Origin of the sequence: Falsiroseomonas sp. HC035 (genome assembly GCF_050563525.1) — a bacterium.
In the GTDB taxonomy this organism is placed as follows: Bacteria; Pseudomonadota; Alphaproteobacteria; order Acetobacterales; family Acetobacteraceae; genus Falsiroseomonas.
The window spans coordinates 209,923-227,515 of sequence record NZ_JBNXUN010000001.1 but is presented as its reverse complement, the minus strand read 5'-3'; the positions used below and the strand labels follow the sequence as shown (position 1 = coordinate 227,515).

The window sequence follows — 17,593 nt, the reverse complement described above, 5'->3', positions numbered from 1 at the left end:
GGCGATGCGCGTGCCATTCCGCCTGCTGCGATTCATCCTCGGCCACGAGTTGGCCGGGCGGCATCGGGCGGCCGCGCTGGGGCGGCTGCTGCGCTGGCAGATTGGCGGGCGGGCGGCCGGTCTGCCCATGGTGGTGCCGCTGGTGGGGCCGACGCGGCTGCTGCTGCGCCGCGGCCTCTCCTCCGCCACCGCTGCCTGGTATGTCGGGCTGACGGATTACCGCGAGATGGGCTTCTGCCTGCACCTGCTGCGGCCGGGCGACCTGATGGGCGACATCGGCGCCAATATTGGTGTCTATGCCTTGTTGGCGGCCGGTGTCGCGGGGGCGGAGGTGGTGGCGGTGGAGCCCGCCGCGGCGACCCTGCCGCACCTGCACGACAACATCCGACTGAACGATCTGGCCGCACTGGTCACCATACTGCCGGTGGCGATGGGCGAAGCGCCGGGGCGGCTCCGCCTGACCGCCGGGCGGGGCGCCGCGAACCGCGTGCTGCGGGCAGGGGAGGCGGAGGCGGCCGTGGAGGTGGCGGTGACGACCCTCGACGCCGCCTTCGCCGGGCGCACGCCGCTGCTGCTGAAGCTGGACGTGGAGGGGTTCGAGGCGCGCATCCTGGCCGGCGGCGCCCGCATCCTGGCGGACCCGGCCCTGCGTGCCCTGATCGTCGAAACCGCCGGCCATGGCAGCCGCTACGGCGAGGAGCCGGACGCCCCGCTGCGCCGGCACGGCTTCGCGCCATTCGATTACGATCCTCGTCGCCGCGCCCTGACGCCGCGCGCGGGGCCGGGCGCGCCGAACACGCTGTACCTGCGGGACGCCGCCTTCTGCGCCGCGCGGGTGGCCGAAGCGCCGGCCTTCGAGGTGTTCGGCGAGCGGCTCTGACCTGATCAGGCCGGCCGCTTCTCCCGCGCATTCCGCAGCAGGGCGATGCCGCGGTAGATCCCGTGCACCATCTTCGAATAGGGCAGCACCACGAACAGGGCGAGCACCAGCCCGAAATGCAGCGCCAGCATGATGCCCATGGCGCCGGTATGCCGCACCACCAGCAGCAGCAGCCCGGTGGAGCCGATCAGGAACAGCAGGCCGAGCAGCGCGTATTCCCCGCCCATCAGCTTGCGGGCGACCGGCGCCGGGTCCGTGACGGTCTTCACCCACAGCAGCCCCGCCGTGCCGATGCACAGCAGCACGCCGCCCCAGGTGCCGAACTGCACCGGCAGCGACAGGAAGGCGTGCGGCGAGCGCCAGCCGAAGACGTGGTGGTAGATGGCGCCGGTGCTGGTGGCCGCGAAACACAGCATGAAGCCGAAGAACATCGCCTGGTGCAGCCAGCGCCGGTGCTGCGCGAAACTGTCGTCGAGGTCGTTGCAGCCATGCCCGCCGCCGCCGAGGTTGCGCAACGTCAGCACATCCACCGCCGCATCCACAACGGGGGCCGGCTGGAAGGTGCCGCCCATGCCGCCGGTGCTGCGCCAGTAGCGCAGCGCGCCCATTGCCATGGCAAGGATGGCGAAGCCGAAGGTACCACCCGCCAGCAGGTTGATGAGCCAGAGCGGGATGATGCGGAAGAAGGCGCCGGTGCCAGTCTGGGCGGAGAACAGCACGTCCGGGTCGCGGATCGCCACCGTCAGCACCAGCGCCAGCGTCACCAGGATCGTGGTCGCGGCGACCAGCAGCGTGCCGTTGCGATTGAACAGGCGCCCCATGCCGGCCGGCCAGGCGTACTCGGCATAACTCTCCTGCCGGACGGTCGCGAAGGTCGCCGGGATGTTGATGCCGAAGGCGTGCGGCGGGGCGTATTGGCAGGCGTGGAAGCAGCCCTTGCAGTTGTGGCAGAGGTTCGCGAGGTGAGTCAGGTCCGCCTTCTCGAACTCGCGCCGCGCCGCCATCGCCGGGAACACGGCGCAATAGCCCTCGCAGTAGCGGCAGGCGTTGCAGACCGCCATCTGGCGGCGGGCATCCTGGTAGGCGTCGGATTCCAGCGGCGTCGTGCCGGCATCGACGGCTTCCTGCACCAGCAGGTCCAGCTTGCTCATCTCAGTTGCGGACATGGCGCGCGGCCTCCTCGCCGGCAAGCCGCCCGAAGACGGTGCCGAGCGTCATTCCAAAACCAGCCAGGTAGCCTTGCCCGAGGATGTTCCCGGACATGATCTCGCCACTGGCGAACATGTTGGCCGAGGGCTTGCCATCCGCCATCAGCACCCGGGCGCGGTCGTTCACCTTCACGCCGAGGAAGGTGAAGGTGATGCCGGGGCGCAGCGGGTAGGCATAGAAGGGCGGCTTCTCGATGCGCCGTGCCCAGTGGCTTTTCGGCGGAGTCAGGCCTTCGGTCCGGCAGTCGTCGGGCACCATCGGCGTGAAGGTGCCCGGGCGGACCGCGGCGTTGAAGTCGGCGACCACCTTCTCCAGCTTCGCCGCGTCGAAGCCGGCCTGCGCCGCGATGCCGGCGATGCTGTCCGCCTTGTAGGGCGGATAGACGCTGGGGAGGAAATTCCTCACCGCCTGGCTGTCGGTGACGGCCAGCGCCGTCTGGCCCGGCTGCTGCGCGATCAGGCGGCCCCAGATGGCGTAGCGCTTCGGCCAGACATCCTCGCCCTCGTCATAGAAGCGCTCCACGTCGCGGTTCACCACCAGGGAGAACGGCACGCAGTCCAGCCGCATGGCCAGCCCGCCATCCTCCATCGGTGCGCGGGCGTCGTTCGCCACCGCGTGGAACTGCGTCGGGTCGCCGACCTGCTGCACGCCCTGCGCCAGCAGGTCCTTCAGGACCGTGCCTTGCGCGTAGGGCGTGCCACGGATCTGGAAGTTGTCGGCGGCGTCGCCCCAATACTCCCGCAGCCAGTTGCGATTGGCCTGGAAGCCGCCGCTGGCCGCGACCAGCGCCTTGAAGCGGATGCGCTGCGGAAAGCCGCAATGGGAGACGATGGCCTCGCTGGCGAAGCCATCCTCCACCTCGATATGCTGTACCTCGGTATCCGTCAGCGTGACGATGCCGAGGCGCCCCGCCTCCCGGTACAGCGCATTCACCAGCGCCTTGCCGCCGCCGAGGAAGAAGGCGTTGGTGCGGGACAGGGACAGGGTGCCGGACAGGGAGGGCTGGAACACCACGCCGCAACTCGCCAGGAAATCCGGCGCGTGCTGGCTCGCCCGGATGCACATCCGCGCCAGATCCTCGTTGGTCCGGCCGCCGGTGACGCGGTTGAGGTCGTCCCAGTATTCCTCCTCGAGGTAGCTGTCGGTCAGCACCTTCGTGGGGCCGGGATGCAGGGCGCGCAGGTTGCGGGTGTGGCGGGAATTGCCGCCGCGCATCGGCGGGGGAGATGCCTCGCAGAGGATCACCGAGGCGCCGGCGCGGCGCGCCGTGATGGCCGCACACAGCGCCGCATTGCCGCCGCCGACCACCAGCACGTCGTAGACGCGGGCGAAATCAGGCATCTGTCCCATGTCTCCCGAATCAGGAGATCCTTGTATCCACTCGTATCCACTGATGTCCAGATGGGCGGCGCATGGTATGTGGTCGGCATGGACATGCCGCAGCCCCCCCGCGACCTGGGCCAGGAAGCCTATGGCCGCATCCGCGCCGCGATCCGGGAGGGCACGCTGGTGCCTGGCCTGCGCCTGACGGAAACCGACCTCGCCGCCCGCTTCGGCGTCTCCCGCACGCCGGTCCGGCAGGCGATCGCCCGGCTGGAGTCGGAAGGGCTTCTGACGCACGAACCTCGTCGCGGCCTGACCGTGACACGCCCGGACCACCAGCAGGTGGTCGAGCTGTATGTGATGCGGGAGGTGCTGGAAGGCGCCGCCGCGCGCCTAGCCGCGCAGCACGCCAGCCCGACCGAGATCGGCGCCATGGCCGAGCTGGTGGCGAGCGAGCCGGCGCTGTTCGCTGATGCGCGGGCCCTGGCGGAAACCAACCAGCGGCTGCACGGCCTGCTGTATCTGGCAGCCCACAACCGCTACCTGCTGCGCAGCCTGGAACAGCTTTCCGCCACCATGGCGCTGCTGCCGAGCCTGCTGACTGTCGCCGGCCGCGCCGAGGCGGCCCATGCGGAGCACCTGGCGATCCTCGCGGCATTGCGGGCCCGCGATGGCGAGGCGGCGGAAGCGGCCTCCCGCGCCCATGCCCAGGCGGCGCAGCGACATCGCCTGGCGTGGCTGGTGCGCACCGTCGGCGTGCCCTTCGCGGCGCCGGGGGCGGACTGACCGAGGCGGCGCCGGCGGAACCCGAAGCTGGGCACGGAGTTGTTACGGCAACCAGTTCCAACGGGAGACACCAGATGAGCCGCGGCTTTCCCTCCATGACCGCCCTGCTGGGCGTCCTCGCCATCGCAGGCTACCAGAACCGCGACAAGATTTCGGAAATGCTGGCCGGTGCGACCAGCGGCGGCGCCACGCGGGCGCCAGGACAGCCAGAACCGGCCCAGGGCGGCATCGGCAACATCCTCAGCGGCGGCCTGCGCGATCTGGTCGACCGCTTCCGCCAGACCGGGTATGGCGAGACCGCCGATTCCTGGGTTGCCCAGGGCCCGAACCGCGAGTTGGCGCCGGACCAGCTGGAACGCGCGGTGGGCGCCGATACGCTGGACGAACTGGCGAAGCAGACCGGTCTGTCCCGCGCCGAGATCCTGGCCCGCCTGACGCGGGACCTGCCGGGCGCGGTGGACCACTACACGCCGGATGGCCGCCTGCCGGGGTAATCCGCTTCAGGCCACGCAGGTCCGCTGTTCCGCTGCCGGCGCCTCCGGGCCGGCCGCGGCGGCGCGACGGAGCAGGTCGTCCAGGGTCTGGGCGGCGAGTCTTTCTCGGACCGTCCGGGCCAGTTCCTGCCAGAGCGGGGCCGTGACGGCGGCGTGGAGGCGCCCGGGGCGGTCCTCCTCTGCCTCGGCTGGCTCGGTCACCGCCTCGACCACTTCCTCCAGCGTAATATCCTGCGGATGACGGGCGAGCCGGTAGCCGCCGCGCGGCCCGCGAATGCTGTCCAGCAGCCCGGCGCGTGACAGGGCCTGGAACACCGGCTCGATGCCGCGCCGTGCGGCGGACAGGCGCACCGCGACATCCGCGCCGGCCGTCACCTCCTGCCCGGGTCCGGCATGGAAGGCGACATCGAGCATCACCGCGATGGCGGTCATGGCGCGGTCCTGGCGGATCAGCATCGTTGGTCGTGTCCTCGGCTGAACCGCTTCTAATGGCGGGTCCCGAAGCATTCCAGCCCCGAGCGCGGCTCGCCTACCGATCGACCCGCGAATTGCCGGCAGAGGCCTGGGCAACGGAGCCGGGATGTCTCCCGGCTCCGTGCCTATCGGCTCAGGTGGTCGTGCGCTGGCGACGACGCAGAGCGAGCAGGCCCATCAGCCCCGCGCCGAACAAAGCGAGGGACGCCGGCTCCGGCACCGCCACGGCGCCGAGCTGGCCGACCGTGATCTCCCGCACCGTGTTCATCCCGAAGCTGCCGAGGAAGGAGGCGGCACCGGTCGCGAGGTCGATGGTGAACAGGCCCTGCGGCCCCGTGCCGCCGACGGCGTTGAGCAGGCTGGCATAGGCGATGCCGGTCTCCCCATCGATGTCGAAGCCGTTGCCGAAGCCGGTGCCCGGTCCAAACAGCTGGATGCCGAGCGATCCCACGGTGGAGACGGCGCCGGCATTGGCCGGGTTGATCGTCACCAGCGACGACGTGGCGGCATCCAGGCCGTACAGCATGGTGCTGCCGACCATGCCGGCGACCTGGTTGGTGTAGGCGACCCCGGTGACGGTGGGGTTGGTACCGGCATTCGGGTCCCCGGGCGTGAAGGCGATCGGGCCGTCGATGATGGTGGTGCCATCGATCGGGTTGACCCGCCGGTTCACGTCGTCGGCGGTGGTGACGCGGATGCGGTCGACGGTCGGGTTGAAGGAGAACCCGACCTCGAAAGTGCCGCCGGGCAGCGGGACGCCGCTGCCGACGGAGGTGGCGGCCCCGGTGACGGTGTTGACGTTGTAGAGCCCGCCGGATTGGCCAATGGCGAAAAGCTCGCCGGTGGCGGGGCGGAAGTCGATGCCGCGGATGGTGTCGTTGCCGATGCCGGTGATCTCCAGCGTATCGGTCACGTTGGACGGCGTGGCGGAATCGAAGCCCACCAAGGTGCGCTGGCCGACCACGCCCACGATGGGCGCCGCCTGCACCGGCGCGACCAGCAGGGCCAGCAACCCGGCAACGGCGGCAAGTGGCCGGACAGGCCGACGGTGCCAGCCTGAATTGTTCTGCTTCATCATGAACTCCTCGCTGTTCGTGGTGACACGCCGCGAAAGGGACGCCCGCCACCACAGGGAGAAGTGCAAACAACGTGCCAGTAAATAACCTGCTGAATCGCAGCGATGTTTGGAGTCTATATTATGGCATGTAAGAATCTACTACAGAAAATCTAGGATATTCAAAGAGTTGCAGTGTTCCGGATGCAAATCATAAATGTGAAGTTTCCGTTATGTCGAATTCGATCCGACGTTGCACCCCTGCGCGTCGGTGATCGCTCACCATGCGCCCGGTCTGGTTGTTCCGTTGGTTCAGGCGGCTTCTGAGAATTGCAGCGCGGCCAGGCGGGCATACAGTCCGCCTTCCTGGACCAGCGCTTCATGCGTGCCGGTGGCGACGATCCGCCCGCCCTCCATCACCACGATCCGGTCCGCCTTCCGCACCGTCGCCAGTCTGTGCGCCACCACCAGTGTGGTGCGGCCTTGGGACAGTGCCTCCAGCGCAAGCTGGACCGATTGTTCGGATTCGGCGTCCAGGGCGCTGGTCGCCTCGTCCAGCAGCAGGATAGGCGGGTCGCGCAGGATGGCGCGCGCGATGGCGATGCGCTGGCGCTGGCCGCCCGAAAGCGTCACGCCGCGGGCGCCGAGATGCGTTGCATAGCCCTGCGGCAGGCGCTGGATGAACTCGTCCGCGGCGGCGGCGCGTGCGGCGGCCTCGACCTCCGCATCGGTCGCATCCAGGCGGCCGTAGCGGATGTTCTCGGCGACGCTGGTGGAGAAGATCGCCGGGTCCTGCGGCACCAGGCCAAGCCGGCCGCGCAGGTCGGCCGGGTCCAGCGCCGCGACATCGACGCCATCGACGGTGATGCGCCCTTCCTGCGGGTCGTAGAAGCGCAGCAGGAGCTGGAAGACGGAGGTCTTGCCGGCGCCCGAAGGGCCAACCAGCGCCACCGTTTCACCCGGTTCGACGACCAGGGAAAAATCATCGAGCGCCGACTGGTTCGGGCGCGTCGGATAGGCGAAGCGCACCGCCTCGAATGTCACGCGACCCTGCGCCGGCTGCGGCAGGCGGGCGGGGGAGGCGGGGATGGCAATGTCCGACTGCGCGCCGAGCACCTCCAGCAGCCGGTCGGCGGCCGCCGCCGCGCGCTGGATCTCGCCCCACAACTCGCTCATCGTCGCGCCGGAGCTCGCCAGCAGCACGGCGTAGAAGACGAACGCCGAAAGCTCGCCACCGGTCATCCGCCCGGCCAGCACGTCGTGCCCGCCGACCCACAGGCTGAAGGTGATGGCGCCGAAGCCGCAGAGGATCACCACCAGGATCAGCGCGGCGCGGGAGGCGATGCGGCGCAGGGCGGCGGTGACGGAGGCCTCGACCTCGCGCGAGAAGCGCCTGCGGTCCTCCGGCTCGTGCGTGAAGGCCTGCACGATGCGCAGCCCGTTCAGCGCTTCCTCCGCAGTCGCCGCCAGATCCGCCACGCGTTCCTGCGCCACCTTGGACAGGCGCCGTTCGCGGCGGCCGAACACCACCATCGGCACGATCACCAACGGCAGCACCGCCAGCACGATGCCGGCCAGCTTGGCGCTGGTCGCCAGCAGCATGGCCAGCGCGCCGAGGCCCGTCAGGGTGTTGCGCAGCCCCATGGAGATCGCCGAGCCGATCAGCGATTGCAGCAGCGAGACATCGGCCGTCATGCGCGACAGGATGTCGCCGGTGCGGGCGGTCTCGAAGAAGCTCGGTGACAGGGACAGCACGTGGTCGAAGACCCGGCGCCGCAGGTCCGCCGCGACACGCTCGCCGAGCCAGGAGACCAGGTAGTACCGGGCCGCCGTGGCCAGGGCGAGCAGCGCGACCACCGACCCCATGAAGATCGCGGCCTGGTCCAGAGCTCCGGTGCCGGCGGAAAATCCCTCGTCGATCAGGCGCCGCAGCCCCTGGCCGAGGCCAAGCGTCAGCCCGGCCGCCGCCATCAGGGCGAAGCCCGCGGCCAGGGCGCGGGGCAGGTAGGGACGCAGGTGCGGCAGCAGCAGCCGCAGCGATGCGACCGGCGGGCGGGGAGGGGCGGGTGTCACCCGCCCATAGAACGCCCGTCGCGGCCGCTTCGCAATGCGGCTATTGCATGAAGCCCGGCTCCAGCCAGCTTGGGATGATCAGCGCCATGCCAGGCCAGAGGATCAGCAGCACCAGCACGGCGAGCATCGGCAGCAGCATCAGGATCACGTCCTTCAGCACATCCACCAGCCGCAGGTTGGCAATGGAACAGCAGATCAGCAGGCATAGGCCGTAGGGTGGCGTCACCAATCCGAAGGCCAGGGAGACGATGCTGATCATGGCGAAGTGGACGGGATGAATGCCCGCCGCAGCCGCGATCGGCTGCATGATCGTGCCGACGATGATGATGGCCGGAATGGCGTCCAGGAAGCAGCCGACGATCAGGAAGACGAGCGCGATGAAGAAGCCCGCCGCGATCGGCCCCATCTCCCAGGAAGAAACCCCGGCCAGCACCGATTGCGGGATCTGGTAGAAGGCCATCAGCCAGCCGAAGACGCTGGCGGTGCCGACGCAGAACAGGGTGATGGCGGCAAAGCGGCCGGTTTCGCTGAAGCAGGTGTAAAGCCCGCGCAGGTTTAGCTTGCGGTAGACCAGCAGGGACAAGGTCAGCGCATAGAGCACCGCGACGCAGGCGGCTTCAGTCGGCGTGAACCAACCGAAGATCTTGCCGCCGATGATGATGAAGGGAGTCATCAGGGCGGGAATGGAGATGAACAGCGCGTAGCCGAGCTCGCTCCAGGTCGCCCTCTCGTAGGTCGGGTAGTTGCGCGCCTTCGAGTAGACGTGGACGGTGCCCATCTGCGCCAGGGCCAGGAACAGGCCCGGCAGGATGCCGGCCAGGAACAGCGCGCCGATGGAGGTGGTCAGCACGCCGCCCCATACGATCATCAGGATGGAGGGCGGGATGACCACGGCCAGCACGGAGGATACGGCGGTGATGGCGACGGAAAAGCTCGGGGCGAAGCCTTCCTTGATCTGCGCCTCGATGAAGATCTTGCCCTGGCTGGCGGCATCGGCGGTGGAACTGCCGGAGATGCCGGCGAAGAACACCGACAGCACGACGTTGATCTGTGCCAGCCCGCCTGGCAGGTGTCCGACCATGGATCGGGAGAGCTTCACCAATCGGTCCGTGATACCGCCCGCGGTCATAAGGTTGGCGGCCAGCAGGAAGAAGGGCACGGCCAGCAGGATGAAGGAGTTGTAGGAGTTGAACGTCTCCTGCACCAGGATCATCGGCCAGAGGCGGTCCTCCAGGATGAAGGCCGGCAGGCAGGCGATGCCGAGGGAGACGGCGACCGGCACGCGCAGCGCGAGCAGCAGGAAGAAGATGCCGAACATGATCCACGCGGCTTCGCCGGTGGCCAGGGTGCTACCGCCCATCAGGATTCCGCCTTCTCGCCGTGCAGCAGGATCTGCAGGTCGTCCCACACGCGTTCGCCGGCGAAGATGATCCAACTGACACCGGCGATGGGCCAGGCGATATGGATGGTCCAGAGCGGCAGTTCGGCCAGTTCGCTGATCCGGTACCAGGCGGTGTCGGTGAACTCCCAGCCGTAGATCATAAAGACATAGCCGAAGCCGAGCACGAACAGCGCCGCCAGGATGTCCATCGCCGCCTTGGTCCGGCCGCGCAGATTGTGGAACAGGTCGACGTTGAAGTGCGTGCCTTCGCGCACGCCGATCATGCTGCCGATCATGATCATCCACACCAGCATGAAGCGCGACAACTCCTCCGTCCAGATGTAGCGCGGCAGGAAGTCGGAGAAGCGGGCGACGATCTGCAGTGTTACCGGCAGGATGATGCTGACGACGGTGGCCACCAGCAGCACGTCCAGGACCTTGGCGTAGCCGGCGGAGATGCGGCGCAAAATGCCGCGCGCGCCCGGTGGCTGCATGCGGGTGGGTATCCTTTACCGTGGAGCGAAAAGGGGCGAGGCGCCGGATGGCGCCCCGCCCGGCGCATCAGGACGTCAGCGCGTTGATGGCGGAGAAGATGCCGCCGGCATCGATCTCCCGCGCGTACTCCATCATGATCGGCTGCACCGCGGCGTTCATCTCGGCGCGCTGCGTGAAGGTGATCTTCTTCAGGCGGCCGGCGGCTTCCAGCGCGTTGATCTTCTGCGCATCCTCCGAGCTTTCGGCGTTGCGGCCGAACACGCCGGCCTCACGGCCCGCGCGGCGCACCGCCTCCTGCAATTCGCGCGGCAAGCGCGACAGGGTCTGCGCGGAGAAGCACAGCGGCCGCACCGTGATGGCATGCTGCGTCATGATCAGGTTCGGGCCGACTTCGTAAAAGCGCATCTGCTCCACGCCCGCGGCCTCGTTCTCACCCGCCTCGATGACGTTGTTCTGGATAGCGTTGTAGACCTCGTTGTAGGCGATCACCTGCGGCGCCATGCCGATCGCCTGGAAGGTGCGCGACCAGATCGGGGCGCCCTGCACGCGGACGCGCAGCCCACGCAGTTCCGCCATGTTGGTGGCGGGGCGGGAGGAGAAGATGTTGCGCGTGCCGCCACCGGCATAGCCGATCAGCGCGACGCGGGCGCGACGCTCGACCTCGTCCGAGACCGGCTTCAGCATGTCGCCGTCCAGCACCTTGTTCCAGTGCGCGATGTCGCGGAACAGGAAGGGCGCGTCGATGAACGGCGCGGCGCGGCTGAAGGTGGACATGTGCGCCGGGCTGACGATGCCGAAATCGACGGCGCGACCTGCCGACATGTACTCGAAATACTGCTTCTCAAGCCCGAGGGAGCTGTTCAGGTGCCAGACGAAGTTCACCGGGCGGCCGTAGTATTCCACCACCTTGGTCGCGAAATGCTTCATCGCGCGGGTGAAGACGTGCTCCTCGTTGAACTGGCTGGCGCCGTTCAGCGTGATCGGCGCCTGGGCGCGGACGACATGCGGCGTGGCCAGCAGGCCGGTGGCGGCGGCGATGCCGCCGAGCAATGCGCGACGTTCCATGGACAAACTCCCCTTTGTTGCCGGACCACGGCCCGGATGACCGCGGGTTGTCTACACCGGACCGGCCGTGTTTGTGAACCGCCCAGTTACCCTGTCCAGCGCAGGATGTGCCGGGCGGCGAGGCAGGTCTCGTTTTTCTGGTTCACGACTTCGCAGGCGGCCTCGGACCGGCCACGGGCGGCGTCCACCGTGTCCACCCGATAGTGCGCCGTCAGCGTATCGCCGATGAAGACCGGGCGGAGGAAGCGCACCCGGTCGTAGCCGAGCGACACCGGCACGCCCTCCGCCCCCGCGGCTATCGCGCGGTGCGCGATCTCGGAGGCTGTGGCGGACAGCAGGCCAAGCACCAGCGCGCCATGGGCGATGCGCTGGCCGAAGGCGGTGGTCGCGGCATAGGTGGCATCGACATGCAGCGGGTCGTGGTCGCCGGTGATCTCGGCGGTCAGCAGCAGGTCGCGTTCCGTGATGGTCTTGGTGAAGCGCGCCTCCGCGCCCGGCTCCAGGCCCAGCTTCACGGCGCAAGCGCCGACAGGCGCGGGGACCCGATGCGGCCCGGGCGCGCGGCGAGAATGGCGGCCAGGTCCATGCGCCCGGGCGCGAACAGAAGCGGGTCCATCTGGCGCAGGTCCGGCGAGACCGCGGGGCGGAATCCCATGCGGCCGATCACCTCCTCGGCCGTCAGCCCCGGCGCGATTTCCACCACCTCCGGCCCGTTTTCCCCCAGCCGGAACACCGCCTGTTCGGTCACGTACAGCACCGGCTGGCCGCGTTCCTGCGCGAAGCGGCCGGAGAAGGTCACCTGTTCCACCTGCGCCACCGCCTTCGGCTTGCCTCCGGCGGTCAGCGTGCCGCCGAAGATCACGCGCTTCGCATTCTGGCTGATGTTGATGAAGCCACCGGGGCCAATCAGCTTGCCGCCGAAGCGGGAGACGTTGACGTTGCCCGCCGCATCGAACTCGGCAAAGGACAGGAAGGCGAGGTCGAGACCGCCGCCATCGTAGAAGTCGAACTGGTAGGGCTGGTCCACCTGCGCGTCCGGGTTCATCGCGGCGCCGGCCTCCCCGCCGCTGGCCGGCGCGCCCCCGATATTGCCCTGTTCGTTGGTCAGGCAGATGGCATCGAGGCAGCCTTCCTCGGCGGCCACATTGGCGATGCCGGTGAAGATGCCGCTGCCGAGGTTGCAGATGGCGCCGGGGAACAATTCCAGTGCACCGCGGCGGGCGACCACCTTTCGGGCGTCCTGCTTTAGGCGGGGGATGTCATCCAGCGGGATGCGGAGTTCGCCGGAATAGGCGGTGGAATAGGGGGTGAGGTAGGTCTGTTCCTGGTCAGGCACCACGACCACGAGGTCCACCAGGATGCCGGGGATCTTCACCATCTTCGGGTGCAGGCTGCCGCGGCGGGCCATGCGCTTCACCTGCACCACCACCAGCCCGCCGCAGCGCTTCGTCGCCTGCGCCTCGGAGAGCATCTCCAGCGTCACCGCCTCCTGCTCCATGGAGACGTTGCCGTCCTCGTCCGCCGTGGTGCCGCGCAGGAAGGCGACATCGACGTGGTAGGGCTTGAAGAACAGCACCTCCTCGCCGCGCACCGTCTCCAGCGTCACCAGATCCTCCTTGGCGGAGGGTGACTGGCGGCCGCCGCCGTGGCGCGGGTCGACGAAGCTGTGCAGGCCCGTCTTCGTGAACAGGCCCATGCGTCCGGCAGCCATCTCCCGCATCAACTGGGACAGCGCGCCCTGCGGCAGCGACCAGGCCTCGATTTCGTCGGCCAGCGCCATGGCGCCGATCGGCGGGCTGTTGACGTAGCTGCCGGCGATGTTGCGCTTCAGCAGACCCTTCTGCGCCAGGTGCCCGAGGCCGCGCGTGCCGCCATCGCCGACGCCGACCGGGTGCAGCGCCGTCAGGCCGCGCGGTGCCGAGGTTTCGCGGAAGCGGTTGCCCAGCGCCTCCAGCAGCGCATCCGGCACGGCATGGCCGCCGCCGGAGCCGCCGATCAGCAGCGTATCGCCGTCCCGCACCAGCGATGCCGCCTGTTGCGCCGTGATCCGTCGCATCCTGCCCGTTTCCTCATCCGTCCTTCGCGCTATCCTAGGGGTGCTGCGCGCGGGAGGGAACGGGATGGACGGTCAGGTGACGCTCGAAGTCGCCGAGGGGGTGGGCGTGCTGACGCTGGACCGTCCGGCGAAGCACAACGCCATCACCAACGCGATGGCGGCGCAGTTGGCCGCCCATGCGCAGGCGATCAACGCGGATGACGGGGTGCGCGCCGTGCTGCTGCGCGGCGCCGGCGACCGCGCCTTCTGCGCCGGTATGGACCTTCGTGCCATCGAGGCCTACCGCACCGCCTGGGATTTTCGGCACCGGCCGGATTATCCGGGCGCGGTGCGCGCCATCCGCAAGCCGGTGGTCGCCGCGATCAAGGGCTGGGCGCTTGGCGGTGGGTTTGAACTGGCAATGGCCGCCGATATCCGGATCGCCGCCGAGTCCAGCCGGATCGGCTTTCCCGAGGTGACGCGCGGCTGGGTCGGCGGCGGTGGCGCCTCCCAGATGCTGCCGCGCATCGCCGGCTTCGGCCAGGCCATGCGCCTGCTGCTGACCGGCGAGCAGATCGACGCCGCGGAGGCACTGCGGCTGCGGCTGGTGGAGCAGATGGTGCCGGATGCGGCGCTGGAGGACACGGCGCGGGCGCTGTGCGCGCGCCTCGCGGGCCTGTCGCCGGTCGCGGTGCAGGCGGTGAAGGCGGCGGTGCGGCAATCGCTGGAAGCGCCGCTCACGGCGGGCCTCGCCTATGAGAACGAGATGAACGTGCTGTGCCTGGCGGCGCTGCGCGAGGGAACAGCACCATGATCGGCATCGGCATCGTCGGACTCGGCATGGCGACCAAGCCGCACATGCTGGCGATCCGGGACCTGCGGGCGGCCGGGGTGGCGCGGCTGGTCGGCGGCTTCTCGCCCGGTGATGCGCGGCGGCAAGCCTTTGCCACGAGCTGGGATGCGCCGGTTTTCGGCAGCCTGGAGGCGCTGCTGGCCGCGCCGGGACTGGACCTGGTGCTGGTGCTGACGCCGCCGGGCGCGCATCTGCCGGTGGCGCGGGCGGTGGCGGCGGCGGGCAAGCATCTTCTGGTGGAGAAGCCGCTGGAACGCACGGCGGCGGAGGGTGCTGCGCTGGTGCAGGCGGCGCGGGAGGCCGGCGTGGCGCTGGGCGTGGTGTTCCAGCATCGCTTCAGGCCGGCGGCGCTGCGGCTGAAGCAGGCGGTGGCGGGGGGCGAACTCGGCACGCTGCTGTCGTGTTCCGCCAGCATCCGCTGGTGGCGCGATGCGGCCTATTTCGCGCAGCCCGGGCGCGGCATGAAGGCGCGCGATGGTGGTGGCGTGCTGCTGACCCAGGCGATCCACACGCTGGATCTGCTGCTGCACATCGCGGGGCCGCTTTCACGCGTCGGCGCACTGGCGCGGACCAGCGGGCTGCGCGCCATCGACACGGAGGACATGGCCGCCGCCGCGCTGCACTTCGCCAACGGCGCGATCGGCGTGCTGGATGCGACGACGGTGGCCGAACCCGGCTATCCCGAGCGCATCGAGATCGCCGGCACCGGCGGCAGCGCATCGCTGGTGGCGGAGCGGCTGGAATTGCATATGAAGGGCCGCGAGCCTGAGATCGTCGAGGGTGCCATGGCCGGTGGCGGCGGGGCCGACCCGATGGCCTTCGACCACGGCCCGCACCGGACCATGATCGCTGAACTCTGTGCCGCCATCACGGAGCGCCGCGCCCCGTTGAACGATGGCGCAACCGGTCTGCCGGTGCTGCACGCCATCGAGGCGATCCTGCGCAGCGCCGAGCTAGGTGCCTTCGTCGACCTGTAGCGTGTGCACCATCAGGTCGTTCTCGCCCTTCTGTACGACCTCCCCGCGCTGGTTCGTCAGGTCGAAGCCCATGGTGACGATGCCGCGCGCCGGGTTCCGCGTCAGCCGCTTCGACAGCACGGTGATGCGCGCGGCGATGCGGTCGCCGACCAGGATCGGTCCGGCAAAGGACCAGCGCCAGGACAGCGAGACGATGGCGGCGAATTTTCGCGGCGCACGGTTCTTGAGGCCATCGCAGAGCGCCAGGCCCAGCAGGCCGTGCGCGACCCGGCCAGGGTAGCCGAGGTCGCGGGCGTAGTCGTCATCCATGTGGATGTCGAAGAAATCGCCGGTGAGTCCGGCGAAGGCGATGATGTGCGATTCCGTGACGGTGATGCCGCCGGTCTCGATGACCAGGCCGGGTTCCACCTGTTCGTAGCGCAGCAGGGCAGGGTCTATGTGCATTTGCATTCCTCAGACGCCGGGTATGGCCTCCGGCCGCTTGGCTTCGCGGCATTCGCCGCGGCGGCCATTCGGCCGCCAGACTGTGCCTTCGCGCAGTCTGCATGTGCCGCGCATCGGCAAGCCATTCAAAGCCGATGCAGGTGCAGGCCGCCGTCGACGTGGAACGCGTCTCCGGTGGAGAAAGGAAGCGCACCGCTGACCAGCGCCGCAATGGCGCGGCCGACATCGTCGGCCTCGCCCCAGCGACGGATCGGCGACAGGCCCGCCGCGATGCGCGCCTCGTATTTCGCGGTCACGGGTGCGGTCATGTCGGTGCGGATCACGCCGGGGCGGATGTCGTAGACCGGGATGCCGTCTTCCGCCAGGCGAACCGCGAAGCAGCGCGCCACCATGCTGACGGCGGTCTTGCTGGCGCTGTATTCGGTGCGGTCGGCGCTGACCATCACCGCATTGGCGGAGGAGACGAAGACCAGCCCGCGAGGACCACGCTGCGGCGCATCCGCCGCCAGCATCCGCCGTGCCACCTCCTGCGAGCAGAAGAAGGGTGCGCGGGCGTTGATGTCCATGCAGCGGTCCCAGGATTCGCGGGACATCTCCAGCAGGTCGCCGCGCTGCATGGCGCCAACGCCGGCATTGTTCACCAGCGCCTCCAGCCCGCCCCATTCATCCCAGGCCCAGGCCACCATGCGCTGCACGTCGTCGAGGTCCGCGACGTCGCATAGCCGCCAGGCGAAGCGTCCACCGGCGGCAACCACGGCGGCGGCGGTCTCGGCGAAGCCGTCTTCCACCAGGTCGCAGCCGAGCAGGTCGTAGCCCTTCTCGGCCAGCGCGACGCAGGCGGCGCGGCCGATGCCGCGGCGGGCGCCTGTCACCAAAGCAACAGGACGGCTCATGAAAGGATTTCCCGTGCCATGATGACCCTCTGGATCTGGTTGGTGCCCTCGTAGATCTGCGTGATCTTGGCATCGCGGTACAGGCGCTCCACCGTCACGCCACGGATGTAGCCGGACCCGCCATGGATCTGCACGGCGTCCGCGGTGCGCGCCACGGCGGCGTCGCTGGCGAAGCATTTCGCCATGCTCGCCTCCAGCGTCACACGACGCCCTGCATCCATGCCCTGCGCCGCGTCGCGCACCAGCAGACGGGCGGCGTGGGCATCCTTCGCCATGTCGGCGATCAGGAAGCGAATCGCCTGCTGGTCCGCGATCGGCTTGCCGAACTGCACGCGCTGCTTCGCGTAGGACACGCTTTCCTCCAGCGCGCGTTGCAGGATACCGAGTGCCAGCGCGGCGATGCCGATGCGGCCCTTGTCCAGCACCGACATCATCATGTGGAAGCCGCGCCCCTCCGGCCCCAGCAGCGCCGCTGCCGGCAGCCGCACACCCGAAAACCGCAGCCCGCCGACGGGCGAGGCGCGCTGGCCCATCTTGTGTTCGGCGCGCAGCCGCTCGACGCCCGGCGCATCCAGGTCGACCAGCAGGATCGACATGCCGCGGTGGCCCGCCGCCGGATCCGTGCGCGCCAAGACCGCGGCGAAATCCGCGCGCGGCGCCATGTGAATCCACATCTTCTCGCCGTCCAGCACCCAATCCGTGCCGTCCCGCCGCGCCGTGGTGCGCAGGTTCGCAAGATCCGATCCGGCTTCGGACTCGGTCAGGGCGTAGGCGCAGGAGATGTCGTAGCGCAGCAGCGGCACCAGGTAGCGCGCCCGCTGGTCCGGTGTGCCGTGTTCCGACAGCAGCGTGCCGAGCAACTCCACCAGCCCCACCTGGTCGGCGACGCTGGCATAGCCGCGCGACAGTTCCTCCATGACGACCGCATAGGCCTCGACGCCCGCCTCGGCGCCGCCCATCGCCTCCGGCACCGTCATGCCCAACAGGCCGAGTCCGGCCAGCGCCCGGTAGATGTCGGCCGGGAAGCTTTCGCTGTCGTCCAGTTCGGCGGCGCGCGGCGCCACCTCGGCATCGGCGAAGCGGCGCGCGGTGTCGCGCAGTGCCGCCAGGGTCTCCGTCTCAGCCACCCGTTTACCCCACTCGGTGTTGCCGCATCC

General features: G+C 69.3%; 18 protein-coding genes. 5 read left to right on the top strand and 13 right to left on the bottom strand.

What is annotated here, in order from left to right:
* Nucleotides 1-4 precede the first annotated feature (4 nt).
* The gene (locus tag ACLF3G_RS01175) at nt 5-880 is read left to right on the top strand and encodes an FkbM family methyltransferase (protein ID WP_430667480.1); all 876 of its coding nucleotides are present in this window, start codon (nt 5-7) and stop codon (nt 878-880) included.
* A gap of 5 nt (nt 881-885) precedes the next feature.
* Here the strand turns inward: ACLF3G_RS01175 and tcuB are convergent, their stop codons facing one another.
* Together tcuB and tcuA are read right to left on the bottom strand one after the other, a co-directional pair.
* Nucleotides 886-2,046 carry a tricarballylate utilization 4Fe-4S protein TcuB gene (gene tcuB, locus ACLF3G_RS01170; protein WP_430667479.1) on the bottom strand — a complete coding sequence of 387 codons (1,161 nt, stop codon included), beginning with the start codon at nt 2,044-2,046 and terminating at the stop codon, nt 886-888.
* Nucleotides 2,033-3,430 carry an FAD-dependent tricarballylate dehydrogenase TcuA gene (tcuA, locus tag ACLF3G_RS01165; RefSeq protein ID WP_430667478.1) on the bottom strand — a complete coding sequence of 466 codons (1,398 nt, stop codon included), beginning with the start codon at nt 3,428-3,430 and terminating at the stop codon, nt 2,033-2,035. The genes tcuB and tcuA overlap by 14 nt, the downstream gene beginning before the upstream one ends.
* Nucleotides 3,431-3,523: 93 nt before the next feature.
* On the opposite strand from tcuA, the gene ACLF3G_RS01160 reads away from it, so the two are divergent.
* The gene (locus ACLF3G_RS01160; RefSeq protein WP_430667477.1) at nt 3,524-4,198 is read left to right on the top strand and encodes a GntR family transcriptional regulator; all 675 of its coding nucleotides are present in this window, start codon (nt 3,524-3,526) and stop codon (nt 4,196-4,198) included.
* A 74-nt stretch (nt 4,199-4,272) separates the two neighbouring features.
* Entirely contained in the window at nt 4,273-4,692 is a 420-nt protein-coding gene (locus ACLF3G_RS01155; RefSeq protein ID WP_430667476.1) for a YidB family protein, read from the top strand.
* Between the two features lie 6 nt (nt 4,693-4,698).
* Here ACLF3G_RS01155 and ACLF3G_RS01150 read toward each other — a convergent pair whose 3' ends face one another.
* The 8 genes from ACLF3G_RS01150 to ACLF3G_RS01115 all read right to left on the bottom strand — a co-directional run bounded on the left by ACLF3G_RS01150 (nt 4,699) and on the right by ACLF3G_RS01115 (nt 13,290).
* Nucleotides 4,699-5,148 carry an RrF2 family transcriptional regulator gene (locus tag ACLF3G_RS01150; RefSeq protein WP_430667475.1) on the bottom strand — a complete coding sequence of 150 codons (450 nt, stop codon included), beginning with the start codon at nt 5,146-5,148 and terminating at the stop codon, nt 4,699-4,701.
* A gap of 151 nt (nt 5,149-5,299) precedes the next feature.
* Nucleotides 5,300-6,244, bottom strand: a complete 945-nt coding sequence (locus ACLF3G_RS01145) for a DUF4394 domain-containing protein (protein ID WP_430667474.1) — start codon at nt 6,242-6,244, stop codon at nt 5,300-5,302.
* Nucleotides 6,245-6,532: 288 nt separating this feature from the next.
* Nucleotides 6,533-8,293 carry an ABC transporter transmembrane domain-containing protein gene (locus ACLF3G_RS01140; RefSeq protein WP_430667473.1) on the bottom strand — a complete coding sequence of 587 codons (1,761 nt, stop codon included), beginning with the start codon at nt 8,291-8,293 and terminating at the stop codon, nt 6,533-6,535.
* Between the two features lie 40 nt (nt 8,294-8,333).
* Nucleotides 8,334-9,653 (bottom strand): TRAP transporter large permease, encoded by a 1,320-nt coding sequence (locus tag ACLF3G_RS01135; RefSeq protein ID WP_430667472.1) that lies wholly within the window; start codon nt 9,651-9,653, stop codon nt 8,334-8,336.
* Nucleotides 9,653-10,168 (bottom strand): TRAP transporter small permease, encoded by a 516-nt coding sequence (locus ACLF3G_RS01130; RefSeq protein ID WP_430667471.1) that lies wholly within the window; start codon nt 10,166-10,168, stop codon nt 9,653-9,655. Before ACLF3G_RS01130 ends, ACLF3G_RS01135 begins: the two co-directional genes overlap by 1 nt.
* Nucleotides 10,169-10,235: 67 nt before the next feature.
* Nucleotides 10,236-11,234, bottom strand: a complete 999-nt coding sequence (locus ACLF3G_RS01125; protein ID WP_430667470.1) for a TRAP transporter substrate-binding protein — start codon at nt 11,232-11,234, stop codon at nt 10,236-10,238.
* Nucleotides 11,235-11,320: 86 nt separating this feature from the next.
* The gene (locus ACLF3G_RS01120; protein WP_430667469.1) at nt 11,321-11,749 is read right to left on the bottom strand and encodes a MaoC family dehydratase; all 429 of its coding nucleotides are present in this window, start codon (nt 11,747-11,749) and stop codon (nt 11,321-11,323) included.
* Complete coding sequence (locus ACLF3G_RS01115; protein ID WP_430667468.1) at nt 11,746-13,290, bottom strand: acyl CoA:acetate/3-ketoacid CoA transferase; 1,545 nt, start codon at nt 13,288-13,290, stop codon at nt 11,746-11,748. Before ACLF3G_RS01115 ends, ACLF3G_RS01120 begins: the two co-directional genes overlap by 4 nt.
* 64 nt (nt 13,291-13,354) lie before the next feature.
* Here ACLF3G_RS01115 and ACLF3G_RS01110 point away from each other — a divergent pair, with 64 nt between their 5' ends.
* A complete protein-coding gene (locus ACLF3G_RS01110; protein WP_430667467.1) occupies nt 13,355-14,083 on the top strand; it encodes an enoyl-CoA hydratase/isomerase family protein in 729 nt (242 codons plus the stop codon).
* Nucleotides 14,080-15,099 carry a Gfo/Idh/MocA family protein gene (locus tag ACLF3G_RS01105; RefSeq protein WP_430667466.1) on the top strand — a complete coding sequence of 340 codons (1,020 nt, stop codon included), beginning with the start codon at nt 14,080-14,082 and terminating at the stop codon, nt 15,097-15,099. The genes ACLF3G_RS01110 and ACLF3G_RS01105 overlap by 4 nt, the downstream gene beginning before the upstream one ends.
* Here ACLF3G_RS01105 and ACLF3G_RS01100 read toward each other — a convergent pair.
* The 3 genes from ACLF3G_RS01100 to ACLF3G_RS01090 all read right to left on the bottom strand — a co-directional run bounded on the left by ACLF3G_RS01100 (nt 15,076) and on the right by ACLF3G_RS01090 (nt 17,563).
* Complete coding sequence (locus ACLF3G_RS01100; protein ID WP_430667465.1) at nt 15,076-15,543, bottom strand: MaoC family dehydratase; 468 nt, start codon at nt 15,541-15,543, stop codon at nt 15,076-15,078. The two genes, ACLF3G_RS01105 and ACLF3G_RS01100, sit on opposite strands and share 24 nt — an antisense overlap.
* A 125-nt stretch (nt 15,544-15,668) precedes the next feature.
* The gene (locus ACLF3G_RS01095; protein ID WP_430667464.1) at nt 15,669-16,436 is read right to left on the bottom strand and encodes a 3-ketoacyl-ACP reductase; all 768 of its coding nucleotides are present in this window, start codon (nt 16,434-16,436) and stop codon (nt 15,669-15,671) included.
* A complete protein-coding gene (locus ACLF3G_RS01090) occupies nt 16,433-17,563 on the bottom strand; it encodes an acyl-CoA dehydrogenase family protein (RefSeq protein WP_430667463.1) in 1,131 nt (376 codons plus the stop codon). The genes ACLF3G_RS01095 and ACLF3G_RS01090 overlap by 4 nt, the downstream gene beginning before the upstream one ends.
* Nucleotides 17,564-17,593 lie beyond the last annotated feature (30 nt).